Here is a 24,176-nt window from a genome sequence, read left to right as displayed (position 1 = left end):
CCGTGCCACCGCGGCGTCGTCGGCGTCGTCAGGGCCGGTGGCCGCCCCACCACAGCGACGTCCACGAGCCGTCGTCGCCCCACGTGCAGCGGATGCCGACGGGGTGCCACGACCAGTCGACGTCGACCGTCGACGGCGCGTCCTCCTGGTCGCGGTGGACAGCCACCTCCTCCGCGCAGACCTCCTGGGCGCGGGCCCAGGTGACGCCGAGGTAGCCGCCCGTCGTCAGCAGCAGGAGGACGGCGACCATGGACAGCGCCACCGGGCCGGTGCGCGCGGGACGGCCCGCGGCGAGCGGCTCGGAGGGCTGGCCCAGGAACCGGGCCGGTCCGTCACGCCTGGTCTCGGCGTCCGGGAGGAGGTGGGGCGAGCCCGACGTGCCGCCCTGCCCGACGGCCGCGCCGCCGTCGGCGGTCCTGGCGCTCCCCACGATGTCCCCCTCCGGACCGGCGGCCCCTGCGTCACCCACGCACGATCGCCTACGACCATGATCCTTGGGACAGGAGGTCCCGACAAAGCGGGACCGCGGGTGATCCACCGGGTGAAACCACTGGTCACCGGCGCGTCGAGCCGTGCGCCGCGAGCCGTGACGGCGGTTCGGCGTCCGTGCGCCCGGCTTGCACGAGGCAGACCGGTCCGGCTCCTGGAACCTCATCGGGTTCCGGGACGTCGAACAGGGTGTGGTCGTCGGCGAGAGCACCGATCCCCTTCCGGTGGTCCGGGACGGCGACACGCTCCGGCTGGCCTGACCCGGCCCGACCGGCCGGCCCGACGGGCCGGCCACCGTCGGCAGGGCCCGGCCGCTGGGCCGGCACGGAGGGGCGGTGGGCATCCCTGCACCCCCGCCCCTCCGTTGCCCCGCACCTCCCCCACCCACGCGCCCCCTCCGTTCCTCGAGTTCGCGGGTCCGCCGCGAGATCGCGGGGCGGGACCCTCGATCTCGCGTGGGACCCGCGATCTCGGCGCGCACCGGGTCTAGCGTCGACGGCATGGAGCAGCCCGACTTCTCGCTCGCCGGCCAGGTCGCCCTCGTGACCGGCGCGTCGCGTGGCATCGGCCACGACCTCGTCCTCGCGCTCGCCGCCGCCGGTGCCACCGTCGGCGCCGCGGCCAGGTCGCCGGAGCACGTCGCCGGCCTCCTCGACGACGTCGCCGCCGCCGGTGGGCGCGCCTTCGCCGTGCCGCTCGACGTCACGGACCTGCCGTCGGTCGAGCCCGCGGTGCAGCAGCTCGTGCGGGAGCACGGCCGGCTCGACGTCCTCGTCAACAACGCGGGCCTCGGCGCCAACCACGACGCGCTGGACGTCACCGAGGCCGACTGGGACGCCATGATGGACGTCAACCTCAAGGGCCTGTTCTTCGTCACGCAGGCCGCCGGCCGCGTCATGGTCGCCCGGGGTTACGGCCGGGTCGTCAACCTCGGCAGCCAGGCCGGCCTCGTCGGCATCCGGCGGCACGCCGTCTACTCGGCGAGCAAGGGCGGGGTGCAGATGCTCACCAAGGTGCTGGCGCTCGAGTGGGCGCCGCACGGCGTCACCGTCAACACCGTCGCCCCCACCTTCGTGCGCACCCCCGGCACCGCCGAGCGCCTCGACCACCCGGAGTTCGCGGCCGACGTCCTCGCCCGCATCCCCGTCGGTCGTTTCGGCACGACGACGGACGTGGCCGGCGCCGTCCTCTACCTCGCCTCGCCGGCCGCCGGCCTCGTCACGGGCACCACCCTGACGGTCGACGGCGGCTGGACCGCCCAGTGACCGACGCGCCCCGGCACTCAGTGCCGACCCTCACGCCGGCGCCGTCCCCCGGGACAGCCGCTCCCCGTCGAGGAGGTCCCTCCGGAGGCGCCGTCTCGACGTGGAGGGGCACTCCGGGGGCCGTGCACCCCTGAGCGCGGCCTGACGTCGGCCTGCGCGGGGGTGCGCACCCGCGCCTACGCTCACGCCATGACGTCCGTGCTGTGGCTGCGGCGGGACCTGCGCCTCCACGACCACCCCGCGCTCGCCGAGGCCGCCGCCGCCGGCCCCGTCCTCCCGCTCTTCGTCGCGGACCCGACCCTCCTGGCGTCGTCGGGCGCCCCACGGCTCGCCGCGCTCCACGACGCGCTCACCGCGCTGCGACCCACCTACGACGACGCCCTCGTCGTCCGCTACGGGCGGCCCGAGGAGGTCGTGCCCGCCGTCGTCCGCGAGGTCGGGGCGACGAGCGTCCACGTCACGGCGGAGCCGACCCCCTACGGCCGACGGCGGGACGCGCGCGTCGCCCGGGCGCTCGCGGCGCTCGACGACGACGGCGTCGTGCTCGACGAGACCGGCAGCCCCTACGCCGTCACCCCCGGCCGCGTGCTCAAGGACGACGGCGAGCCGTACAAGGTGTTCACCCCGTTCTCCAAGGCCTGGAAGGAGCACGGCTGGCGCCGCCCGGCGGACATCCCGCGCGACCTGCGGTGGCTGACCGGCGTGGACAGCGAGGCGGTGCCCGGAGCGGGCGCCGCGGCCGCCGTCGGGCACATGGACCTGCCGGACGTGACGGAGGCAGCGGCTCGCGAGCGCTGGCACGACTTCCTCGACGGGGACCTCGAGCGCTACGCCGAGGACCGCAACCGCCCCGACCTGCGCGCGACGTCGGAGCTGTCCGTGCACCTCAAGTACGGCACCGTCCACCCCCGCACGTTGCTTGCGGACGTCGCCGCGCACCCCGCGGCGCGGTCCAAGGGCGCGCAGCACTTCGTCTCCGAGCTCGCGTGGCGGGAGTTCTACGCCGACGTGCTGTGGCACCACCCCGGCTCCGCGTGGGCGGACCTCCGCCCCGGGCTGAGCCGCATCGCCTACGAGGACCCCGACGGCGCCGCGGCGGAGCGCTTCGCCGCGTGGTGCGAGGGGCGGACCGGCTTCCCGTTCGTCGACGCCGGGATGCGGCAGCTGCACCGCGAGGGGTGGATCCACAACCGGGTGCGGATGGTCGTGGCGAGCTTCCTCGTCAAGGACCTGCACGTCTGGTGGCCGCACGGCGCGCGGTACTTCATGGCGCACCTGCGCGACGGCGACATCGCGTCCAACAGCCACGGCTGGCAGTGGGTGGCCGGCACGGGGACCGATGCGGCGCCGTACTTCCGGGTCTTCAACCCCGTCGCGCAGGGGATGCGGTTCGACCCGAACGGGGACTACGTGCGCCGCTACGTGCCGGAGCTGGCGCACGTCCCCGGGGCCGCGGTGCACGAGCCGTGGACGGTCCTCGACGGCCTCGCGCATGGCTACCCGGAGCGGGTCGTCGACCACCGCGTCGAGCGCGAGGAAGCCCTCCGCCGCTACGAGGCCGCCCGGGCCTGACCCCCACTCCCGTCCAGACCGCCACATCGCGTCCTGTCCGCATGCTGCGCCATGCGATCCGGACGCAGACGTGCGGATCGGACGGGCGCTGGGGCGAAGGGGGCGGCGGCGGAGAGGGCGGGCGGAGGGTTGGAGCGGGAGGCCTTTCCGGGGGCGGCCGGGGTCGGTAGCGTGCCGGGCACCACGATCATCAGGGGGCACCATGGGTTCGGGCGGCTGGTTCGCGTACGCGCCCCGCAGCGGTGTCGCCGCTGCGGGCGTCGCGGGCGACGGGCGCACCCCCGACGGCGACCTCCGGCCCGAGCTCGCGGACGTCGGGCGCCTGCTGCGCCGGGGCGTCCGCGGCGTCGTCGGGGTGGCGCGGGCCGGCGAGGTGCCCACCCTCACGTCGATCCTGCTCGAGCACCTCGGCCCCGGCGTGGACGCGCTCGACGTGGTCGAGGAGGCGTGGGCCGGGTACGAGCACGTCAACGTCCAGGCGGGGCTCGACGCCTGGTTGGCCGCGTCGGGCGCTCAGGTCGAGGTCGTGGGGATCGTCGGCTTCCAGCACCGGCCGTTCGGGCTGGGCGACCTGCTCACCGGCGTCCACGGTCACGACCCGTTCGGACCCCGGCCGGGCAACGTGGCCCGCACCAACCTGCCCAGCGGGCCCGACGGCGCCGTCCGCGCCTGCGTCCGGTGCGGGCTCTACCTCCTCGACGACGGCACGAGCCGCAGCGTCGTGCTGCTGCGCGGCGCCGAGCCGGAGACCGGCATCGACCAGGTGACGGTCCAGGTCGTCAGCACGGGCGACGGCCTCGCGGCCCACACGGCGGCGCAGGTCCGCGAGGCGGCGCTGCGCGAGAACGTCTTCCGCGGACAGGTGCTCAGCTTCGGCGGGGAGATGTTCGGCCGCGGCCGCACGGTGCTCGCGTTCCACCGCCGGCCGGAGCTGGCGGCCGACCAGCTCGTCCTCCCGAGCACGACCCTCGCCGCCGTCGAGCGACAGGTCGTCGGCGTCGCGGCGCACAAGGAGCGGCTGCTCGCCGCCCGGCAGCACCTCAAGCGGGGCCTCCTCCTCTACGGCCCGCCGGGCGTCGGCAAGACGCACACGGTCCGCTACCTCACCGCGAGCCTCACCGGCACGACCGTCATCCAGCTCACGGGCAACGCACTCCACCTCATCGGCGAGGCGTGCTCGGTCGCGCGCGCCCTCCAGCCGTCGATGGTCGTCGTCGAGGACGTGGACCTCATCGCCGAGGACCGTGGCATGCACCCCGGCCACCACCCGCTCCTCTTCCAGCTGCTCAACGAGATGGACGGTCTCGCGGAGGACGCCGACGTCATCTTCGTCCTCACCACCAACCGCGCCGACCTCCTGGAGCCCGCGCTGGCGGCGCGGCCCGGGCGGGTGGACCAGGCCATCGCGCTCGACCTGCCGGACGAGCACGGCCGTCGGGCGCTCTTCGAGCTGTACCGCGGTGGCCTCGAGGTGGAGCCCGGAGCCGCCGACGACGCCGTCGCGCGCAGCGAGGGCGTCACCGCGTCGTTCCTCAAGGAGCTGCTGCGTCGGGCGGCGCTCGTCGCCGGCGACCGGCTGCCGCGGGTGAGTCGGTCGGACGTCGACGAGGCCCTCGAGGAGCTCCTCGACACGCGCAACGCGATGACCAGGGTGCTGCTCGGCGGCACGCCCCACCCCGACGGCGACGCCGCTGACCCCGACCAGCCCTGACCGCACCCCGCCGTCCGATCCGCCACCCTGCGTCCGATCCGCACGGTGCGAGTGGCGGATCAGACGGAGGGTGGCGGGATGAACGGCAGTGGGGGTCTCAGCGGGGCCAGGCGGCAGCGATGGCCGCGTAGCTGGCGATGCGGCGGTCGCGGTCCAGGCCGGGGGTGACGACGACGACCTCGTCGGCCTCGGCGTCGGCCTGGAGCGCACGCAGCCTCGCGACGACCTCCTCCGGGGCACCGGTGACCATGCGGTCGTCGCCCTGGGCGCGCAGCACCTCCCGGGAGCGGCGGAACGTCTCGGACTCGGCGTACGCGCGCACCTCCTCCGGGCGCAAGGGCTCGCGGATCCCGCGGGCGAGGTTCTGCATGGTCAGCGCCCAGCCGGCCTCGAACTCCAGGACGGCGGCGTCGTCGTCGGACGCGAAGGCGAGGACGGAGACCGCCGACCACGGCGAGCCGCCGTCGGGCCCGGCCTCGAAGGTGCGCCGGTACTCCCGCAGCACCTGCGTCGCGATCTCCGGGCTCATGTGGTGCGCGAACACCGCGCGCAGGCCGTTGACCGCCGCGAACCGGGGACCGTACGGGCTGGAGCCGAGCACGAACACCTCGGGCCGCTCGTCGACGACCGGTGCGGCCACGAGCTCGCCGTACGGGTGCCCGCCGGGGAAGCCGCCGTCACCCAGGAACGCCAGGAGCTCGGCGACCTGCCCGGGGAAGTCCTGACCGACGTCGACCTGCTGGCCCCGCCGTAGGACGTGCGCGGTGAGCGGGTCCGTGCCCGGCGCGCGTCCGAGACCCAGGTCGACGCGGCCCGGGTAGAGGCCGAGCAGGGTCCGGAAGGTCTCCGCGACCTTGAACGGCGCGTGGTTGGGCAGCATGATCCCGGCCGCGCCGACGCGGATCGTCGTCGTCCGCGCGCCCAGCGCCGCGAGGAGGATCTCCGGCGCGCTGCACGCCAGCGAGCGCATGTTGTGGTGCTCCGAGACCCAGTAGCGGCCGTACCCGGCGGCCTCGACGGCCTGCGCGACGCGGACGGCGCCCTCCAGGGCCTGGTGCGCGGACTCGCCGTGCTCGATGCCGACGAAGTCGAGGACGGCGAGCGGGAGGGTGACGTCGGGCCGGGGCGGGGTGGTGGTCATCGTCAGCGGCAACGGACCTCACCCGCGGCTCATTCCGCACCGAGCACGGGCCGGCTCGGCGACACCAGGGGCGAGCCGCGTCAGACGAGGCTGACCAGGTCGGCGATGGACGGGACGACCTGGCTCGGGCGGAACGGGAAGCGGTCCACGTCCTCCGCGCGGGTGGACCCGGTGAGCACGAGGAAGGTCCGCAGGCCCGCCTCGATGCCCGCCACGACGTCGGTGTCCATGCGGTCGCCGACCATCGCCGTGGTCTCGGAGTGCGCCTCGATCCGGTTGAGCGCCGACCGGAACATCATCGGGTTCGGCTTCCCGACGAAGTAGGGCTCGCGTCCCGTGGCGCGCGTGATGAGCGCTGCCACGGCGCCGGTCGCGGGCAGCGGGCCGTCGACGCTCGGGCCGGTCGGGTCGGGGTTCGTCGCGATGAACCGGGCGCCGCCCTCGATGAGCCGGATGGCGCGGGTGATCGCCTCGAACGAGTAGGTCCGGGTCTCGCCGAGCACGACGTAGTCGGGGTCGCTGTCGGTCATCGTGTAGCCGACGTCGTGCAGCGCCGTCGTCAGGCCCGCCTCCCCGATCGCGTACGCGCGGCCGCCGGGGACCTGCTGCTGGAGGAACTGGGCCGTCGCGAGCGCCGACGTCCAGATCGCCTCCTCCGGCACGTCGATGCCGGACGCCGCGAGCCGGGCCCGCAGGTCGCGTGCCGTGAAGATCGAGTTGTTCGTCAGCACGAGGAACGGGCGCTCCGAGCGCTTGAGGGCGGCGATGAAGTCCGCCGCCCCGGGCAGGGCGTGCCCTTCGTGCACGAGCACCCCGTCCATGTCGGTCAGCCAGCACTCGATCGGTTGCTCCACGGTGGTCATGGTCGAAGCGTGCCACCGTCGGGCGTGCGCGCTCCACCAGTCGGAAGGGCGGTGCCGTCCCGGCAGGGGCCGGGGCACACTGCGCTCGAGCGCGCGGGGGGCGCGCGAGCCCTCCGAGGAGGTCACGTGGCCACCGCCCGGCCGACGACGGCGCCCGTCCGCGCCCCCGCCGACGTGCGTCTCGGTGCCCTGCTCGTCCTGGCCTCGGCCGTCGGCTTCGGCGCCATGGCGATCTTCGCGCGCGCGGCGTACGACGGCGGCGGCGAGGTGCTGGCCGTCGTGTGGCTGCGGTTCGTCCTGGCCGCGGTCGTGCTGCTCGTCGTGCTCCGGGTGCGGCGCCTCCGCCTGCCGCGGGGCCGGACGCTGCTCGCCCTCGCGGCGCTCGGGGGCCTGGGGTACGTCGGGCAGTCGATGAGCTACTTCACGGCGCTGACCTTCGCCCCCGCGGGCGTCGTCGCGCTGCTGCTGTACCTGTACCCGGTGTTCGTCACGGTGCTGGCGACCGCCACCGGCCGGGACCGGTGGACCCGGGGCCGCGTGGCGGCCCTGGGACTCGCCACGGTCGGCACGGCGCTGACGATCGGCCCGACCGCCGTCGCCTGGGACCCGCGCACCGCCGTGGGCATGGGCCTGGCGGTGCTGGCCGCGGTCATCTACTCCGGCTACATCCTGCTCAGCGAGGTCCCGACGTCCCGCGCCGGCGCCCTGCCCTCCACGACCGTGGTGGTCCTGGCGGCGGCTCTCGTGCTCACCGTCCCGACGCTCGCGACCGGCGCCGCGCTGCCGACGACGACGAGCGGCTGGCTCGCCGTCGTCGGCATCGCGGTCGTCAGCACCGTGCTCGCGATCATCGCGTTCTTCGCCGGGCTCGCGCGGCTGGGGCCGAGCAGCGCCGCGACGCTGTCGACCCTCGAGCCCGTCGTCACGGTCGTCCTCGCCTCGCTCGTGCTGGCCGAGGCCTTCACCGGTCTGCAGGTGCTCGGGGGGACGCTCATCCTCGTCGCCGTCGTCCTGCTCGTCCGGGCGCACCCGACGACGGCGCCCTGACCTCCGTCGGGCTCGGACGTCCGGACGCGGCGACCGCGCGACAGCTACCCGGTCGGACTCCCGCGGGCCTGGGCCCCGTCAGGCCCGGAGCGTGGACTCCTTGTGGGCGGCGCGGGCACCGGTCTTGTCCGACTCCATGATCCAGTACGGCTCGTCGGCGGAGGCCTTGAACGTCTGGCCCTCGAACGTGAACTCCTCGGTGCGCCGCTCGACCGTCCGGCCGTGGGTCTCCCCCTGCGACGTGTTCCACCGGACCTGCTGGCCTTCTCTCATCCCGCGACGCTAGGTCGGGGAAGGCCCGACGTCGAGCGCTCCGGCGGCGAGGGCCCTCAGCCGTCGATGCGGACGGCGTCCGGGTGCCCGACAACGAGGCCGTCGTCGTCGAGCACCAGCTGCGCCTCGAAGCCGTCGCCGAGGTGCAGGACGCGCGCCGCACCGTCCTCGGTGGCCGTCAGGGAGCGGAGGACCTGCGTCGAGGGCTCCACCGTCAGGTGCGGGACGTCGACCCACGCCGCGGTGAGCGTCCGCTCGAGCTCGTGGCCGCGGCGCGACGCGTCGAGGAAGCCGCCGCGGAGCACCGGCATCGTGCTGGTGAGGGGGCAGAGCGCCAGCCCGACGTCCGCGGCGCCGTCGAGCTCGTCGAGCTCCAGGTCCTCGAACCACCAGTCGCCGGGCTCGTACACGGTGCGCCGGGCGCTCCAGCGCCCGGAGGCGTCCCGGCGCAGGTCGAGCTCGCGCCGGGTGCCGGACGCCTCGACGACCACCTCGAGGCGCGTCGTCTGCCAGTCGTGGTCGGTCGCCAGCCTGTAGCGCAGCAGGTGCGCGTCCCCGGTGCTGGTGCCGTGCGCGGTGAGCCGGTCCGCGTGCAGCGTCACCACCGCGACGTCGACCCGGTGCGGCTCCGAACCGCGCCACGTCACCAGTCGTCGTCTGCCCCGGTGCCCGTCCTCGGGCTCGCCCCTGCTCGTCACGGGTCCCACGCTGCCACGAGCAGCCGACACGCCGCCGCTGCCGGACGGGTGGCGCACCGCAGTTCACCCGCCTGCCGACGTGACGCGCGGCACAGGCGCCGGCCGAGCGGACGGGAAGCGGGCGCCGGGGAAAAGCGTTCTCGTCGTGTCGGTGGCCGGGGGCAGACTGCTGACGGCGTCGGCGTGGATGCCTGGGACGTGCCGACTGCTGACCGCTGTGAACGGAGACCTGTGACCGAGATCGCCCAGAACCCCGCGCCCGTCGACGGCGCGCTGCCCGTCGAGGCCGCGCGCCCCGTCGGCGCCGACGGCACCGACGGCACCGGGGGGCGAGCCGAGGGCCTGGACCGACCTGACGGCACGGAGCCCCGCACCGCCGAGATGACGCCACGGGAGCGCCTCGCCGTCGTCCTCCTGCTCTTCTCCGCGTTCGTCGTCATCCTCAACGAGACGACGATGAGCGTCGCCCTGCCGCCGCTCATGGCGGACCTCGGGATCAGTGCCGGGACGGCGCAGTGGGTGACGACCGCCTTCCTGCTGACCATGGCCGTCGTCATCCCCATGACCGGCTTCGTCCTGCAGCGGATCAGCACCCGCGCGGTCTTCCTCACCGCCATGGGCCTCTTCAGCGCCGGCACGCTCCTCTCGGCGCTCGCACCGGTCTTCGCCGTGCTCATCGCCGGCCGCGTCGTCCAGGCGACCGGCACCGCGCTGATGATGCCGCTGCTCATGACGACCGTCATGAGTGTCACGCCCCCGGCGCGGCGGGGCCGCACGATGGGCAACATCTCCGTCGTCATCTCCGTGGCACCCGCCCTCGGGCCCACGTTGAGCGGCGCCGTGCTCGCGGTCCTGCCGTGGCGGGGCCTGTTCTGGCTCATGCTGCCGATCGCCCTCGGAGCGCTCACGCTCGGCGCCCTGCGGCTGCCCAACCTCACCGAGCCCCGCGCCGCGCGCGTCGACCTGCTGTCGGTCGTCGTCTCGGTGTTCGCCTTCGGAGGGCTGGTGTACGGCCTGAGCCAGCTCGGCGAGTCCGCCGGCGAGGGCACCGCGGTCGTGGCCTGGGGGTCGATCGTCGTCGGCCTGGGATCGCTCAGCTTCTTCATCGCACGCCAGCTGCGGCTCCAGGCGACGGACAGCGCGCTGCTGGACCTGCGCACGTTCACGGCCCCGACGTTCCGCGTGGCCGTCGCGCTCATGGGCGTGAGCATGATGGCGCTGTTCGGCACGATCATCCTGCTGCCCCTGTACGCCCAGGACGTCCTGGGCCTCGAGCCCCTCCAGGCCGGGCTGCTCGTCCTGCCCGGCGGCCTCCTCATGGGCGTCGCCGCACCCTTCGTGGGCCGGGCGTTCGACCGCGTGGGGCCGCGGCCGCTCCTCGTCCCCGGCACCGCCCTGGTGGCCACGGCGACCTGGGGCCTCGCGACCCTGAGCGCCGACAGCGCACCGTGGCTGCTCCTGGTGTGCCACGTCGTCATGAGCGGTGGGCTCGCCCTGATCTTCACGCCGCTGTTCACGTCGGCGCTCGGCTCCCTCAGCCCGCGCCTCTACCCGCACGGCAGCGCGGTCATCGGCACGGTGCAGCAGGTCGCCGGCGCCGCGGGGATCGCACTCTTCGTCACCGTCATGACGCTGCAGTCGGTGCGTCTCGCCGACGGCGGGGCGGCGGTCGTCGCGGCGACCGCCGGGGGGATCCACACGGCGTTCCTCGTGGGAGCCGTGATCGCGACGCTCGCGATCCCCGCCGCGCTGGCGTTCCGCGCACCACGGGCGACTGCGGTGCCGGTGACGACGGGGCACTGAGGACGCCGCGACCGTCCCGACCTACGCTGACCGCGTGCATCGGCGCGGGATCCCGGGGTGCCGGCGCGGGCGGGGCGGGGCCCCTCGCGCGCTGCGCGGTCGTGCGGGTCGGGCAGTCACCCTCGGGCTGCTCACGGTGCTCACCCTCGCGGGGTGCGGCGCCACCGGCGAGCCGGCGTCGACCGCGGAGGCGCGCGACCAGGTGGCCGGGTCACAGGCGCCGAGCAGGTCCGCCGCGCCGGAGCCCTCCGCCGTCGCGTCTGCGCCGTCCGGCGCCGCGACGGGGTCCGCCCTCGCCGGCCCTCTCGAGCCTGACGCCCTCACGGCGGAGATCCGGCAGAGCCGGTCCGACTGGGGCGTACGGCGCGTTCAGGTCCGGCTCCGCAACAAGACGGACGCGCCCGTCGACGTCGCAACGGCCGCCCTGACGACCTCCATCGCCGCAGGGCGCGTGACGTCGGACCCCACACGAGGCCGGCCCGTGCCACCCGGCCGCTACCGCGACTTCCCGGTGAACCTCGGTGCGCCGGTGTGCCCGGCCGGCGAGGCGCCGTCGTCGTCGGTGGTGGTGCGCACGGCCGACGGGCAGGAGGTGGCGCTGTCGCCCGAGGACCCGCAGGGGCACCTGGCCCGGATCAACCGCGAGGACTGCGCGGAGCGGCAGGTCCGCGACGCCGTCCGGCTCGAGCTGGGACCCGACGTCACCGCCGAGGAGCGCGACGGCCGCCTGGTCGGCGCGCTGACCATCACGGCGACCGTCACGGACGCGCAGGCCGAGGTGTCGATCACGCGCGTGGACGGGACGGTGCTCCTCTCGCCGCTCGACGCGACCGCCTGGTCGCCGACGGCGCTCACCACCCTTTGCACCGCGCCCACGACGGTCGTCCTGGAGTTCCTGCCCGGTCGCTGCGACCCGCACGCCGTGGCGGAGGACAAGCGCGGCACCTTCGTGCCGGTCCACGTCACGCTCGACGGCGAGCCGCAACCGGTCGTCCACCTCACGGCTCCGGACCCGTTGCGCGGGCAGATCTACGACCACATCGCCGCCGCGTGCGGGTGGTGACGCCCAAGCCGCGCACCTGCGCATGACGACGCGCGGGCGAGGGCGGTGCGCCCGGCTGACGTTCAGGCTCTACCTATTGACATTCGATAGATGGCTGTCGACACTCGATCCATGATGCTGACCCGCGGGGCCGTCGGGCTCCTCCGAGTGCTCCTCGTGCTGCTGTTCCTCGCCACCGTCGTCGGCCAGACCCTCTCGATACCGGGCGAGCTCTCCTCGCTGGCCCAGGCCGACGCGCCCGCGATCGCGCGCCTGCGCTGGCCGCTCACCGTCGCGGCCGTCGTGGGGATGGTCTGCGTCCAGGTCGTCATCGTGTGCACGTGGCGGCTGCTGGGCATGGTCCGGACCGACCGCATCTTCAGCCGCGACGCGTTCGCCTGGGTGGACGCGATCCTGTGGGCGCTGGCCGTGGCGTGGCTGCTCCTCGCCGCCGGAGCGGGCGCCCTCGTCCTCACGATCTACGTCACGCCCGAGATCCGGGACCCGGGCATCCCGATGATGCTCGGCGGGATGGTGCTCGTCGCCACCGTGGTCGTCCTGCTCATGGTGGTCATGCGGGCGCTGCTCCGGAGTGCGACCGCCCTCCGTGATGACATGGACGCGGTGATCTGATGGCCATCGTCGTGCGGATCGACGTCGAGCTGGCCCGCCGCAAGATGAGCGTCGGGGAGTTCGCCGAACGGGTCGGGCTGACCCCCGCGAACGTGGCCGTCCTCAAGAACGGGCGCGCCAAGGCCGTGCGCTTCAGCACCCTCGACGCGATGTGCCGCGTCCTGGACTGCCAGCCGGGCGACCTCCTGGAGTGGGTCGACGAGGAGCCGTCGTGACGGAGGCGGCGGAGGCCGCCGCCTCCTCGCCGTGGGCACTCCTGCTCGTGTACGCCTTCACCGCCGTCGACGGGTTCTTCCCCCCGGTGCCCAGCGAGTCGGCCGTCATCGCGGTCGCCGCGCTCGCCGGTCCCGGCGACGGAGCCCGCATCGCCCTCCTCTGGCTCCTGGCGGCGGCCGGCGCCTACACCGGGGACCAGGCCGCCTACTCGCTCGGCCGGCGTGTGCTGACCTCACGTCGCCGACGCCTCGCGGGGCGACCCCGGGCGCTGCATGCCCTGGAGCGTGCGGAGCGCGCCGTCGTGGACCGCGACGTCGCCGTCGTCCTCGTCGCGCGGTTCGTCCCGGGCGGCCGCGTCGCGGTCAACATGACGGCCGGCGCGGTGGGCCTCCCGCGGGGGCGGTTCAGCGCGCTCGCCGGCCTCGCGGCCGTCCTGTGGTCGGCGTACTCGGTGGGCCTCGGCCTGGGCGCCGCCCGGCTGCTGGGGGCGGACCCGCTCGTCGCCGCCGCCCTCGGCGTCGCCCTCGGGGCACTCGTCGGTGTGGTGGTGGAGCGCGTGGTGCGATGGCGCCGTCGGCGCAGAGCCGTGCGCGCCGTCATCGAAGACGTGAGGGTCGGACAGCCGGTCTAGGTCACGGGAACGTCACGAAAGCGTCAAGGGTTGGTCGAGGCGGGCCCGAGCGGTCGCCTCCCTCTCCGGCCTCTGCACACGGTGGGGACGTCCAGATCCGAGGGACCCGGTCCCGGACGGGACCGCCCCCCGACATGAGGAGAACCCCATCATGCGACGACATCGCACCTCCACGCAGATTCGACGGGGCGCCGGCCTCCCGATCGCCCTCGCGGGTGCCCTCACCCTCACGGGGTGCGCGGACAGCGCCGGGCCGGAGGAGGGGACCACCGCCGAGGACGTGGCGGACGCGGAGCCGGACGCCGGCGGCGGCGTCCTGCTCGGCCGCGACGTCACGATCAGCGCCGCGGCCGACGAGGTGATCGGAGAGGGTGCCGTCGTGCTCGACGCCGGCGACGCGACGGACGAGCTGCTCGTCCTGGCGGCCGACGGGACGTTCGAGGCGCTCGAGTCGGCCGAGGACGTCGTCGACGAGGAGCGCGTGCTCCAGGTCCAGGGCACGGTCCGCCGGCTCGACGTCGCGGCCCTGGAGGAGGAGCTCGGGCTCGACTGGGACGACGAGGAGATCGCGGACTGGGAGGGCGAGGCCGTCCTCGTCGCGGACCGCCTGGACACGCTGGCCGGTGAGTCCCTCACCTTCGCCGGCGACGTCACCGAGCTGCTCGGCACCACGGCGTTCCGCGTCGCCGGCAGCGGGTGGGACGTGGTGGTCCTGGACGCCGAGCAGGCCCAGGTCGAGGTCGGTGACTACGTGCAGGTCAGCGGCACGGTGCGGCGGTTCGAGCTGAGCGCGGTCGAGGCCGAGTACGGCGCGGAGCTGGAGGAGGCCGTCTACGAGCCGTACGTCGGCGACCTCGTCCTCGTGGCGGACACCGTCACCGTGACCGAGCCCGCCGGCCCGCCCGCGGGCGCCTGAGCGCGCCCAGCAGCACGTCACCGCACGACCCGAGGGAGCACACCATGCGACACCACCGCACGACCACCAGCAGCAGCACCCGCCGCGTCGCCATCGGCGCGCCGCTGGCCCTGGCCGGCGCCCTGGGCCTGACGGCCTGCGCGGACGCCGAAGAGACCCCGAACCCCGAGGAGGGCTCGACCGCCGAGGAGGTCGCGGAGGCAGGGCCCGCGGGGCCGCCCCGCCTCCTCGGGCGGGACATCACGGTCAGCGGCCGCGCGGCGGACGTGCTCGGGGACGGGGCGCTCCTCCTGGAGGGCACCGAGCTGGCCCCCGATGACGTCCTCGTCCTCGCCGGGGACGGCCTCTTCGACACGTCCGTGTCCGTCGACGACCAGATCGTCGAGTCCGAGACCATCCTGCGGGTGCACGGCACCGTGCACGTCCTGCAGATCCCCGACCTGAGCGAGGACCTGGGGGTGGAGTGGGACGAGGCCGACCTCGAGGAGTACGAGGGTCAGACCGTCCTCGTCGCGGAGGACGTCGAGACGTTCACGGATGACCCGCTCACGCTGGGCGGCACGGTTGCGAACGTGTTCGAGGGCGCCGCCGGGTTCCGGCTCAGCATCGCCGGCTGGAACGTCGTCGTCCTGGACGCCGCTCTGGCCGACGTCGAGGAGGGTCAGTACGTCGAGGTGACGGGCGTCGTGGAGGAGCTCGACATCGCCGAGCTCGAGGAGAAGTACGGCGTCGACCTGGAGGACCGGCTCTACGAGGACTACGTCGGCGACCACGTGCTCGTCGCGCAGGAGGTCACGGCCACCGAGCCGGCGGGCGCGTCCGCCTGAGCCGCAGGGCGCCGTCGGCGAGCCGCCCGCCGACGGCGCCTCAGCGTGCGTAGTGCCGGGGCCGCCGCAGGCCGACGCCGAGTGCCGTCCCGCGGTCCCCGCGGGCGCCGTCCACCTGCGGCTGGGTGAGGAAGAGCGCGCCCGTGAGGTCGGCGCCGGAGAGGTCAGCACCGCGCAGGTCCGTACCGAGGAGGTCCGCCGTGCGCAGGTCGGCCCCACGCAGGTCGGCACCCAGCAGGAGGGCGCCCCGCAGGTCCGCGGCGCGCAGGTCGGCACCGCGAAGCCGCGCACCGACGAGGTCGGCGTGCTGACCGGCACGCCCAGCGCGCCGTCGGCGCGAGGGGACCGCGCCCGCCCGCACGGCCGCGCTCACCTCGCCGAGCAGCGGCCCGACCCGGGCCCGCCACACCCCGATGTCGATGCCCGTGCCGGCGGCCGCCCGGGTGTCGGCCGTCCCGGCGACGCCGGCCGCACCAGCGGCCGCCGCCAGCGCCGCGTCGACCTCGGACCCGAGCGCGGTCGTGAGGTCGTCGGCCCTGGTGCGGAGGGCATCGTCGTCGGTACGGGCCGCGGCCTCGGCGAGATGTCGCAGGACCTCGTGCGCCTGCTGGACGACCGGGAACACCGCGAACATCGCGGCCGTCGTCGTCGGGGCATCGCGCCGGCCCCCGGCGAACGCGGCGGTGACGGCCTGGCCGGCGCCGAAGCACTCGTACACCGTGCAGCCGACCCAGCCCTCGTCACGCAGGCGGTCGTGGATGCCGCAGGAGTGGTCGGCCAGCAGGTTGCGGCACGGGTCGCCGGCTGCCTTGTCGACGGGGAAGTCCGCGGAGCGCCGGAAGGGCAGGGCGACGCAGCAGAGCGCGACGCACCGCGTGCAGTCGGACGCGAGCTCCCGCACAGCACCGCTCACCCCAGGTCCGCCTCCTCCAGCACGCGCGCGAGGCCGGGCGGAGCGAAGCCCGTCGACGTCGCCGCCGTCACCTCCCCCGAGCAGGCCCGGACGTCCGTCCGGTCGTCCCACTGCTCCGGACCCGTCACCGTCCCGGCGTACCAGGACAGCGCGGCCCCGAGGTCCACCTCCTTCCCCAGCACCTCGGACGCGCACGCGGCGAGGCGCTGGCGGGCGGCGCCCAGCTCGCCGCGGCCGACGTCGTGCTGGAGGAACCACACCCCCTCGACCGCGTCGTTCTCGCGGTCGCACCCGGTGGCCGCGTCCTCGGCGGCACGCAGGGCGGTTCGCGACCCGGAGATCTCGCGAGCGAAGTCGCTCCTCCCGTAGGTCTCGCCGGCCGGGACGACCCGGAAGCCCGCGCCCTCCTGGCACCGCACCCACGCCTCGAGCGCCTCGTCCATCTCCTCGGCGTCCACGACGCGGTCCGCGAGGACCCGCCGCTCGGTCTGCGACAGGTCGGCCATGAGCGCCCGCGCGGCGCTGTCGTCGCGCCAGGCGGAGACCATCTGCGTCGCCACGAGCGCCACGACGACCACCGTCCCGCCGAGGACGAACCACGCCCAGCGGGCCGAGCGGACGTCGTCGCGGTCACGGGGGACAGGGGGGACGTCGTCATGGCGGTCACGGCCGTCGGCCGCGCGGCCGTCGCGTGCCGCACCGTGGCGTCGACCCACCGGACGGCCCGCGCCGCCGTCGTCCGCCCCTACGTCTCGCACCATCCCGCACCCACCGTGAGCCGATCGTCCCGACCGGCACACGCTACGCCGCAGCCGGCGTCGGTCCGCACGGCCCGCCCGGCACCGGCCCTTGGTCCCGTGCGGGGACGTCGTCGTCGGCCGATCCTGGCCAGGTGGGTACGGTCCTCCTCCTCACGCTGCTGACCACGACGTTCTTCGTCCTCGGCCGGCAGGCGCAGCCCCGCCGCGAGCGCCGGCCGCTGCGCGACCTCGGCGTGCGGGACGTGGCGTGGACGGCCGTCGCCGGCGTGCTGGTGCTGGAGCACCTGCACGAGGTGTGGGTCACCCGCGGTGGACCTGGAACGGGGCGAAGCTCTGCGTCGTCGGCATGACCTCGACCACGTTGACGTTGACGTGCGCCGGCTGCGCCGTCACCCACGCGACCGTCTCCGCGATGTCCTCGGCCGTCAGCGGCTGCATGTCGCGGTAGGTCGCCTCGACGCGTGACGCGTCGCCGCCGAACCGGATGCTGGAGAACTCCGTCCCGGCGACCATCCCGGCCTCGATCGTGGTCACGCGCACGCCGGTGCCGTGCAGGTCGGACCGCAGCGCCAGGGCGAGCTGGTGCGCGAAGGCCTTCGAGCCGCCGTAGACGTGCCCGCCCGGGTAGGGGTACGTGCCGGCGACCGACCCGATGACGACGACGTGCCCCCGCCCGCGCGCCACCATCCCCGGCAGCACGGCGTGCACGGTGGCCGCGAGCCCGCGCACGTTGGTGTCGATCATCTGCTCCCAGTCCGCCCACGAGGCCTCCTGCGCGGGGCCCATGCCGAGCGCCAGTCCGGCGTTGCCGACGACGACGTCGAGCTCGGCCAGGTCCTCCGGCAGCCCGTCGACGACGGCGTGCACCGCGCGGGCGTCCCGGACGTCGAGCTCGACGGGGTGCACGGCGTCACCGAGCTCGGCCCGCAGGGCGTCGAGGCGCTCGACGCGGCGTGCCGCCGCCACGACCCGGTACCCGTCGGCCACGAGCCGGCGGGTGATCGCGGCGCCGAACCCGGCGCTGGCACCGGTGACGAGCGCGACGGGCGCCGTGCCGGAGGAGGGGGCGGGCTGCTCGACGGTCATGCGGCAAGTCTGGCAGCCGGCGCACCCGCGCTCCGGCGGACCCGGACGGTGAGCCGGTGGCACCGCGGAGACGTACCCGCGTCGGGCGCGGGAGACTCGCCACGCAGTCCGCGTCGGGCGGGCCCGGCGGGCTCCCGGTGGCTCGTCAGTCGGCAGGGACCTCGGTGACCAGGCCCTCCTCGACGTGCCAGCGCCGCGTCAGCCGCACCGTCTCGAGCATCCGGCGGTCGTGCGTCACGAGCAGGATGGTCCCGTCGAAGGACTCCAGCGCCTGCTCGAGCTGCTCGATCGCCGGCAGGTCGAGGTGGTTCGTCGGCTCGTCGAGCACGAGCAGGTTGACGCCGCGCGCCTGGAGCAGGGCCAGGGCCGCGCGCGTCCGCTCGCCCGGCGACAGCGAGCCCGCCGGCCGGTCGACGTGGTGCACCCCGAGGCCGAACTTCGCCAGGAGGGTCCGGACGTCCGCCGTCGGCCAGTCCGGCACCTCGTCGGCGAAGGCCCGGCCCAGCGACGCGTCGCCCTCGAACGCCGCCCGCGCCTGGTCGACCTCGCCGACGAGCACGCCCGACCCGCGCTCCGCCGCGCCGGCCGTGGGCGCCACCCGGCCGAGCAGCAGCGCGAGCAGCGTCGACTTGCCCGCGCCGTTCGGCCCGGTCACCGCGACCCGGTCCTGCCAGTCCAGCTGCAGGTCGACCGGTCCGAGCCGGAACCCACCCCGTTCGACGACGGCGCCGCGCGACACCGCCACGACGGACCCGGACCGGGGCGCGGCGGCGATGGACATCTGCAGCTGCCACTCCTTGCGCGGCTCGTCCACGGTCTCGAGCCGCTCGAGCGCCCGCTCGCTCTGCCGCGCCTTGGCGGCCTGCTTCTCCGACGTCTGCCCGCGGAAGTGCTTGATGAACTTGTCGTTGTCGGTCGCCTTGCGGCGCGCGTTGCGCACGCCCTTCGCCATCCACGCGCGCTGCATGCGGGCCCGTGCCTGGAGCGTGTCCCGGCGCGCCTCGTACTCCTCGTACGCCTCCCGCGCCCGCCGCCGGGTGACCGAGCGCTCCTCGAGGTAGGCGTCGTAGGAGCCGCCGTAGACGACGACGCGCTGCAGGCTGCGGTCGATCTCCACCACGGTCGTGACCGTGCGGCTGAGGAACTCCCGGTCGTGGCTCACGACGACGACCGGCGCCTCCGCGTCGTGGACGAACCGCTCGAGGAGGTCCAGGCCGTGGGCGTCGAGGTCGTTGGTCGGCTCGTCCAGCAGGTACAGGTCGAAGCGCGACAGCAGCAGCGCGGCCAGCCCGACGCGTGCCGCCTCACCACCCGACAGCGCCGTCATGGGCAGGTCGAGGTCCACCGTGAGCCCCAGGTCGTCGGCGACGGTGCCGAGACGGGCGTCCAGGTCCGCCCCGCCGAGGGCCAGCCACGCCTCCAGCGCGTCCGCGTAGGCGTCGTCGGCGCCGGGTGCACCGCTCGCGAGCCCGTCGGCGGCCGCGTCCATCGCCTCCTGCGCCGGCGCGACGCCGGTCCGGCGCGCGAGGTGGTCGCGCACCGTCTCGCCCGGCACGCGTTCGACCTCCTGCGCGAGCAGGCCGAGACGGGCGTGCGGCGGCGAGACGGAGACGGCGCCGTCGTCGGGGGCCCGCAGGCCGGCGAGGATGTGCAGGAGCGTGGACTTCCCGGCGCCGTTGGGCCCGACGAGCCCGACGACGTCGCCGGGCGCGACGACGAGGTCGACACCGGTGAACAGCGCCCGCTGACCGAAGCCCGCACCGACACCCTTGGCCTGGACAGTGGCTGACATGGTCACCATCCTCCCGCTCTCCGGAGGCCGCCCCCACCTCTTTCCCCGGGCGGGCGAGCGCGGTGGTGCCCGGAGGAGGCCGTCCGGCTCAGCCGTCGCCGCACCGGGACGCCGTGACGGTGAACGTGGGGTCGCGGTGGATCTGCCGCGTCGGGCCGACGAGACGCTCGAGCACCGACCGGTACCGCAGGTGCGAGTTCCACACGGCCCACAGCTCCCCGCGGGGGCACAGCACGCGACCGGCCTCCGCGAACAGGTGCTGCGCGACGCCGGTGTGGACGGCGGCGCCCGTGTGGAAGGGCGGGTTGAGCACGACGAGGTCGACGGAGCCGTCCGCGAGCGCGGACAGCCCGTGGTCCTGCCGGACGGTCACCCGGTCGGCCAACCCGTTGGCCGCCGCGGTCGCCCGGGCGGACGCGACGGCCACGGCGGAGACGTCGGTCGCCAGGACCTGCGCGTCGGGGTGGGTCCGGGCGAGCACGGCGGCCACGACCCCCGTCCCGCACCCGAGGTCGACGGCCGACGACGCGTCGGGCACCGCCCCGGCGAGGAACGGGACCAGCGCCCGCGTGCCGCGGTCCACCCGGGCACCGGCGAACGCACCGGGGTACGCGCACACGGTGAGGTCCAGGTCCCGGTGGTGGACGCGCGTGGGGCTGCCCCACCGCTCGCCGGGTGCCGGCGCCGCGGCGCCGTCGTCCGGACGGCGGGGCCCGCGCGCCACGAGCACGCGCGACTTCTGCCGCGCCAGCCGCGCCTGGACCTCGCCGAAGTGCCGCCCCAGGACGTCGTTCATCCCGTGCGACATGTGCTTGACCCGCCCGCCCGCCAGCACCACGACGTCGGGCGCGGCGTGCGCGGCCACCAACGAGGCGACGTCGTCGAGCGCCTCGAGGGAGCGCGGCAGCTGGAGCAGGACGACCCGCGCCGCGCGGACGAGGTCGGGCGTCAACGGCAGCGACCGCCAGGTGGCCGGCACACCGGTGCGCTCGGCGTTCGCCGCGAGCGCGAGCTCCCCGGTCAGCTCGTCCTGGTGGACGCGCACGTCGACGGCGCCGTGGAGCGCGACGGCCCCGAGGGTCAGGGCCCCGTACCGGTCCCCGACGACGACGACGCCGCCCGGTCCCGCCGCTGCCAGCTCCTGGGCCGCCTCGTCGAGGAGCAGCCGGTCCGTCGCGTCCACCGCGACGAGGTCCGGTGCCTCGGCGTCGGGCTCCCGGCGCAGCACGTCGAAGGAGAAGGCAGGAGCGGCAGGCACGGCGGGGTCACGGTCGGCGGGGGTCGTCACCGTCCGAGGGTAGGCGTCCGGGTCCGTGCCGGACCGCGCGCACCCCGGACCGCGATCAGCACCGCGGTGCCCGCGACGACTACGCTTCCCGCACCGACGACGAGGGGGGCTCATGCCCGAACGCGGAGTCCTCCTCCCCGAGGACGTGCTCGGGACCGCCGACGCGCCGGGTCGCCTCCCCCACCTGCTCGGTGCGCCCGCGGTCCGCGCCGCCGGGACGGGCACGTTCGCGTGGGACCTCCCGTCGGCCACCGTCGCGGTCGACCGCCCGTTCGCGACGCTCCTCGGCCTCCCCGACGTCGCACCGGACGACGGCGAGGCCGTGCTGCTCCCGGTCGAGGAGCTCGCCGCCCGACTCCATCCGCACGACCGCGCGCGGATCGCGCAGGCGCTCCGCGGTTCCGACGGCGCCGCCGACGTCACCGTCGAGTACCGCGCGCTGGACTCCGCCGACGAGGCCCGGTGGCTGCTGACCCACGCCCGCCTCGTCCGCGACGGCGGGGGCGAGGTGGTGGGCGCCGTCGGCTCGGCCATCGACACGACGAGCCTCGGCCAGGGCGAGGCCCGCACCACCCGACTGCTCGAGACGATGCCGACGGCGCTGTTCCTGCTCGACCCGCAGTGGCGCTTCAAGTTCGTCAACACCGAGGCCGAGCGGCTCCTGGGCCGTTCCCGGCAGGAGGTGCTCGGCCAGGAGATGTGGGCGTTGTACCCCGAGGCGGTCGGCAGCCTCTGGGAGGACCGGTACCGGGACGCGGTGGCGACCGGGCAGCCCGTCGTCTTCGACGTGCACCAGCCGGGGCCGCCCGAGCGGTGGCTCGAGGTGCGCGCGTGGCCGGGACCCGACGGGCTCGCCGTCTACCTGCTGGACGCCACCGCGGCGCGTCGGGCGTCGCACGCGCTCCAGCACGCGGCGCGGCGCGGCTCCCTGCTCGCCGAGATCACCACGGCGCTCGCGGGGAGCGCGGACACCGAGGACGCCGTACGGGCGCTCGCGGACCGCGTGGTCCCCGAGCTCGCCGACTGGGCCATCGTCACCCTCGTCCACGACGACCACAGCGGCCGCGTCCCGACGCTGCGGGACGTGGCGACCCGGCACGTGGACCCCGCGCGACAGCCCCTCGCCGAGCGCTACGCCGCGACCCGCGTCGACCAGCTCGCGTCCGGGTCGTTCCTGGAGCAGGTCCTGTCGAGCGGCGAGGTGGTGCACGTCGACGCGGACGCGACGGCCCGGGTCCGGACGCTGCTGCGGCCCGGTGAGGCGCGGGACGTCCTCGACGCGCTCGCGCCGCAGACCGGGGCGCTGCTGCCCCTGCGGGCGCGCGGGCGGACGCTCGGCCTGCTCACCCTGTACAGCCACGAGGGGCGCCGCGCCCTGCACACCGAGGAGCTGCGGCTCGCGGAGGAGATCGCGGGGCGCGCCGGCCTGGCGCTGGAGAACGCCCGGCTGCGGGAGCGTCAGGTGCGGCTCGCCGAACGCCTGCAGCGCTCGTTGCTCACCGAGCCGGTCGGCGCGGAGGACCTGCGGATCGCCGTCCGGTACGTGCCGTCGGCCGAGGCGGCGCAGGTCGGCGGCGACTGGTACGACGCGTTCCGCGACGCCGACGGCTCGACCCTGGTCGTCATCGGGGACGTCGTCGTGCACGACAACGAGGCCGTGGCGGCGATGGGTCAGCTGCGCTCGCTGCTGCGGGGCATCGCGGTCTCCGCGGGCACGGCGACGTCCACGCCCGCGGAGCTCCTGCGGCGGCTCGACCGGGCGATCGCGCTGCTCCAGGCCAACACGATGGCCTCCCTCGTGGTGGCCCGCCTGGAGCCGGCCGACGACGGCGGGCAGCTGCTCCACTGGTCGAACGCCGGCCACCCGCCGCCGATCCTGCTGGGGCCCGACGGCGCCGCGTCGCTCCTCGTCGCCGACCGGCGGGACCTGTTCGTCGGGGTGACCGTCGAGGCCGCCCGCACCGACTCGTCGGTCCACCTCGAGCCCGGCACGACCGTCCTGCTCTACACGGACGGGCTCGTCGAGCGCCGCGACCGCCCCGCGCGGGACGGCGTGCTCGACCTCCAGGCCACGCTGGTCGACCTCGGCCAGCCCGACCTGGAGGACCTCTGCGACGCGGTGCTCGCGCGCATGGTGCCCGACCGGGCGCACGACGACGTCGCCCTCCTCGCCCTCCAGGTCGTCGCCTCCGGTGCCGAACCGACCGCGCCCTCCGCGCCGGACGGGGGGACGGCTGCGACACTCGGGGGGTGGCGACCCGGCTCGACAGGCGAGAGGGCGGGCGCAGCCATGCGTGAGGACGCCCCGCGCCGGCTCACCGTCGACCCCGGCGCCCCGCTCGCCGAGGCGCGCACGTGGGCGGCCGACCGCGCGGCGGCCCTGGGCGCAGCGCCGGACCAGCTCACCGTCGTCACCTTGCTGACCAGCGAGGTCGTCTCCAACGCCACGCGGCACGGCGCGGGGGGCGCGGAGCTGGACGTGACCGTCGTCGACGGCGGCGTGCGCGTGACGGTGACGGACGAGGGCGACGGGCTCCCGCAGGTGCTCCACCCCGACGCGGGGACCCCTGGCGGTCGCGGTGTGTGGCTGGTCTCCGAGCTCGCCCGCGCGTGGGGCGTGGAGCTCATGCCGGGCGGCGGCAAGGCGGTGTGGTTCGAGGTCGAGCTGCCCGGCGGACCGGCCGCGGGCGTCGCCGTGTCGTCGCCCGCCGCGGCAGCCCCCGGCGAGCCGGACCGTCAGCTCGGTGACGGGGCGCATCCCGGTGACGACCCGGACGGGCCGGCGGGAGCCGACGTCCCGGACGACGTCGCGGTCCTCGTGCTCGCGGGGCACGTGGACGCGGACTCCCGCGACGAGCTCCTCGCCCGGGTGAGCGCAACCCTGGCGACCGGGCGCCCCGTCGTCGTGCGCTGCCACGACCTCGACTTCGTGGACTCGACCGGGCTGGCGGCCCTGAGCAAGCTCGCCATCGCCGCGCCGGAGCCGCCTCGCGTGCTCGGCGCGCCGGCCCAGCTGCGGCGGATGCTGCGCCTGACCGGGCTCGAGGCCCTCGTCCGGCTGGACTGACCCGAGAGAACGCTCTCTCAGCACGTGAGACCGCTCTCTGAGACCGGTTCCATTTTCGTCGACGGGGCGCAATACTGCGTTGACCCGTCCCCCTCGGGCCCGCGCGACGCCGCGCGGCAGGCGACTCCAAAGGTGGAGCAAC

At 75.4% G+C, this 24,176-nt stretch carries 23 protein-coding genes; 13 read left to right on the top strand and 10 right to left on the bottom strand.

Translation table 11 applies throughout. The annotated features are described in order from the left end of the window. Nucleotides 1-28 precede the first annotated feature (28 nt). Complete coding sequence (locus tag LG379_RS00425; RefSeq protein ID WP_225752634.1) at nucleotides 29-469, bottom strand: hypothetical protein; 441 nt, start codon at nucleotides 467-469, stop codon at nucleotides 29-31. A gap of 520 nt (nucleotides 470-989) precedes the next feature. Here LG379_RS00425 and LG379_RS00420 point away from each other — a divergent pair. From LG379_RS00420 to LG379_RS00410, 3 genes are all read left to right on the top strand, one after another. Next, the gene (locus LG379_RS00420; RefSeq protein WP_225752633.1) at nucleotides 990-1,754 is read left to right on the top strand and encodes an SDR family NAD(P)-dependent oxidoreductase; all 765 of its coding nucleotides are present in this window, start codon (nucleotides 990-992) and stop codon (nucleotides 1,752-1,754) included. A gap of 189 nt (nucleotides 1,755-1,943) precedes the next feature. Next, nucleotides 1,944-3,326 carry a deoxyribodipyrimidine photo-lyase gene (locus tag LG379_RS00415; protein WP_225752632.1) on the top strand — a complete coding sequence of 461 codons (1,383 nt, stop codon included), beginning with the start codon at nucleotides 1,944-1,946 and terminating at the stop codon, nucleotides 3,324-3,326. Nucleotides 3,327-3,528: 202 nt separating this feature from the next. After that, on the top strand, nucleotides 3,529-5,037 hold the full coding sequence (locus LG379_RS00410) for an ATP-binding protein (protein WP_225752631.1): 1,509 nt from the start codon (nucleotides 3,529-3,531) through the stop codon (nucleotides 5,035-5,037). A 97-nt stretch (nucleotides 5,038-5,134) separates the two neighbouring features. On the opposite strand, the gene LG379_RS00405 is transcribed toward LG379_RS00410, so the two are convergent. Both LG379_RS00405 and LG379_RS00400 read right to left on the bottom strand, forming a co-directional pair. After that, nucleotides 5,135-6,178: an LLM class flavin-dependent oxidoreductase gene (locus LG379_RS00405; RefSeq protein WP_225752630.1), complete on the bottom strand. Its 1,044-nt coding sequence runs from the start codon at nucleotides 6,176-6,178 to the stop codon at nucleotides 5,135-5,137. 80 nt (nucleotides 6,179-6,258) lie between these two features. Continuing rightward, on the bottom strand, nucleotides 6,259-7,041 hold the full coding sequence (locus LG379_RS00400; RefSeq protein ID WP_225752629.1) for an HAD-IIA family hydrolase: 783 nt from the start codon (nucleotides 7,039-7,041) through the stop codon (nucleotides 6,259-6,261). A gap of 126 nt (nucleotides 7,042-7,167) precedes the next feature. Here LG379_RS00400 and LG379_RS00395 point away from each other — a divergent pair, with 126 nt between their 5' ends. Beyond that, a complete protein-coding gene (locus tag LG379_RS00395) occupies nucleotides 7,168-8,088 on the top strand; it encodes a DMT family transporter (RefSeq protein ID WP_225752628.1) in 921 nt (306 codons plus the stop codon). A 78-nt stretch (nucleotides 8,089-8,166) separates the two neighbouring features. Here the strand turns inward: LG379_RS00395 and LG379_RS00390 are convergent, their stop codons facing one another. Both LG379_RS00390 and LG379_RS00385 read right to left on the bottom strand, forming a co-directional pair. Beyond that, nucleotides 8,167-8,361 (bottom strand): DUF2945 domain-containing protein, encoded by a 195-nt coding sequence (locus tag LG379_RS00390; protein ID WP_225752627.1) that lies wholly within the window; start codon nucleotides 8,359-8,361, stop codon nucleotides 8,167-8,169. Between the two features lie 56 nt (nucleotides 8,362-8,417). Next, nucleotides 8,418-9,059: a putative glycolipid-binding domain-containing protein gene (locus LG379_RS00385; RefSeq protein WP_225752626.1), complete on the bottom strand. Its 642-nt coding sequence runs from the start codon at nucleotides 9,057-9,059 to the stop codon at nucleotides 8,418-8,420. Between the two features lie 381 nt (nucleotides 9,060-9,440). Here LG379_RS00385 and LG379_RS00380 point away from each other — a divergent pair, with 381 nt between their 5' ends. The 7 genes from LG379_RS00380 to LG379_RS00350 all read left to right on the top strand — a co-directional run bounded on the left by LG379_RS00380 (nucleotide 9,441) and on the right by LG379_RS00350 (nucleotide 15,127). After that, nucleotides 9,441-10,862: a DHA2 family efflux MFS transporter permease subunit gene (locus LG379_RS00380; RefSeq protein WP_225753315.1), complete on the top strand. Its 1,422-nt coding sequence runs from the start codon at nucleotides 9,441-9,443 to the stop codon at nucleotides 10,860-10,862. A 34-nt stretch (nucleotides 10,863-10,896) separates the two neighbouring features. Next, nucleotides 10,897-11,925 (top strand): hypothetical protein, encoded by a 1,029-nt coding sequence (locus LG379_RS00375; protein WP_225752625.1) that lies wholly within the window; start codon nucleotides 10,897-10,899, stop codon nucleotides 11,923-11,925. 111 nt (nucleotides 11,926-12,036) lie between these two features. Continuing rightward, on the top strand, nucleotides 12,037-12,537 hold the full coding sequence (locus LG379_RS00370) for a DUF2975 domain-containing protein (RefSeq protein ID WP_225752624.1): 501 nt from the start codon (nucleotides 12,037-12,039) through the stop codon (nucleotides 12,535-12,537). Then, on the top strand, nucleotides 12,537-12,752 hold the full coding sequence (locus LG379_RS00365; protein ID WP_225752623.1) for a helix-turn-helix transcriptional regulator: 216 nt from the start codon (nucleotides 12,537-12,539) through the stop codon (nucleotides 12,750-12,752). Before LG379_RS00370 ends, LG379_RS00365 begins: the two co-directional genes overlap by 1 nt. Continuing rightward, nucleotides 12,749-13,384 (top strand): DedA family protein, encoded by a 636-nt coding sequence (locus LG379_RS00360; protein WP_225752622.1) that lies wholly within the window; start codon nucleotides 12,749-12,751, stop codon nucleotides 13,382-13,384. The genes LG379_RS00365 and LG379_RS00360 overlap by 4 nt, the downstream gene beginning before the upstream one ends. Nucleotides 13,385-13,535: 151 nt before the next feature. Next, nucleotides 13,536-14,300 carry a hypothetical protein gene (locus LG379_RS00355; protein ID WP_225752621.1) on the top strand — a complete coding sequence of 255 codons (765 nt, stop codon included), beginning with the start codon at nucleotides 13,536-13,538 and terminating at the stop codon, nucleotides 14,298-14,300. A 44-nt stretch (nucleotides 14,301-14,344) separates the two neighbouring features. After that, nucleotides 14,345-15,127 (top strand): hypothetical protein, encoded by a 783-nt coding sequence (locus LG379_RS00350; protein ID WP_225752620.1) that lies wholly within the window; start codon nucleotides 14,345-14,347, stop codon nucleotides 15,125-15,127. 40 nt (nucleotides 15,128-15,167) lie between these two features. Here the strand turns inward: LG379_RS00350 and LG379_RS00345 are convergent, their stop codons facing one another. Both LG379_RS00345 and LG379_RS00340 read right to left on the bottom strand, forming a co-directional pair. Further along, complete coding sequence (locus tag LG379_RS00345; protein ID WP_225752619.1) at nucleotides 15,168-16,040, bottom strand: pentapeptide repeat-containing protein; 873 nt, start codon at nucleotides 16,038-16,040, stop codon at nucleotides 15,168-15,170. After that, nucleotides 16,037-16,801, bottom strand: a complete 765-nt coding sequence (locus tag LG379_RS00340) for a hypothetical protein (protein WP_225752618.1) — start codon at nucleotides 16,799-16,801, stop codon at nucleotides 16,037-16,039. Before LG379_RS00340 ends, LG379_RS00345 begins: the two co-directional genes overlap by 4 nt. 131 nt (nucleotides 16,802-16,932) lie before the next feature. Between LG379_RS00340 and LG379_RS00335 the strand changes: the two genes are divergently transcribed. Then, complete coding sequence (locus LG379_RS00335; RefSeq protein WP_225752617.1) at nucleotides 16,933-17,151, top strand: hypothetical protein; 219 nt, start codon at nucleotides 16,933-16,935, stop codon at nucleotides 17,149-17,151. Here LG379_RS00335 and LG379_RS00330 read toward each other — a convergent pair. The 3 genes from LG379_RS00330 to LG379_RS00320 all read right to left on the bottom strand — a co-directional run bounded on the left by LG379_RS00330 (nucleotide 17,102) and on the right by LG379_RS00320 (nucleotide 20,967). Beyond that, a complete protein-coding gene (locus tag LG379_RS00330; RefSeq protein WP_225752616.1) occupies nucleotides 17,102-17,887 on the bottom strand; it encodes an SDR family NAD(P)-dependent oxidoreductase in 786 nt (261 codons plus the stop codon). The two genes, LG379_RS00335 and LG379_RS00330, sit on opposite strands and share 50 nt — an antisense overlap. A gap of 145 nt (nucleotides 17,888-18,032) precedes the next feature. Beyond that, nucleotides 18,033-19,679, bottom strand: a complete 1,647-nt coding sequence (locus LG379_RS00325) for an ABC-F family ATP-binding cassette domain-containing protein (RefSeq protein WP_225752615.1) — start codon at nucleotides 19,677-19,679, stop codon at nucleotides 18,033-18,035. An 88-nt stretch (nucleotides 19,680-19,767) separates the two neighbouring features. Beyond that, nucleotides 19,768-20,967 carry a class I SAM-dependent methyltransferase gene (locus tag LG379_RS00320; RefSeq protein ID WP_225752614.1) on the bottom strand — a complete coding sequence of 400 codons (1,200 nt, stop codon included), beginning with the start codon at nucleotides 20,965-20,967 and terminating at the stop codon, nucleotides 19,768-19,770. Nucleotides 20,968-21,079: 112 nt separating this feature from the next. Here LG379_RS00320 and LG379_RS00315 point away from each other — a divergent pair, with 112 nt between their 5' ends. Continuing rightward, nucleotides 21,080-24,034 carry a SpoIIE family protein phosphatase gene (locus LG379_RS00315; RefSeq protein WP_225752613.1) on the top strand — a complete coding sequence of 985 codons (2,955 nt, stop codon included), beginning with the start codon at nucleotides 21,080-21,082 and terminating at the stop codon, nucleotides 24,032-24,034. Nucleotides 24,035-24,176: the final 142 nt, after the last annotated feature.

This window comes from Actinotalea sp. Marseille-Q4924 (assembly GCF_916618755.1).
Classification (GTDB): domain Bacteria; phylum Actinomycetota; class Actinomycetes; order Actinomycetales; family Cellulomonadaceae; genus Actinotalea.
The sequence above is the reverse complement of the archived record's forward strand: the minus strand, read 5'-3'. Positions and strand labels throughout refer to the sequence as shown.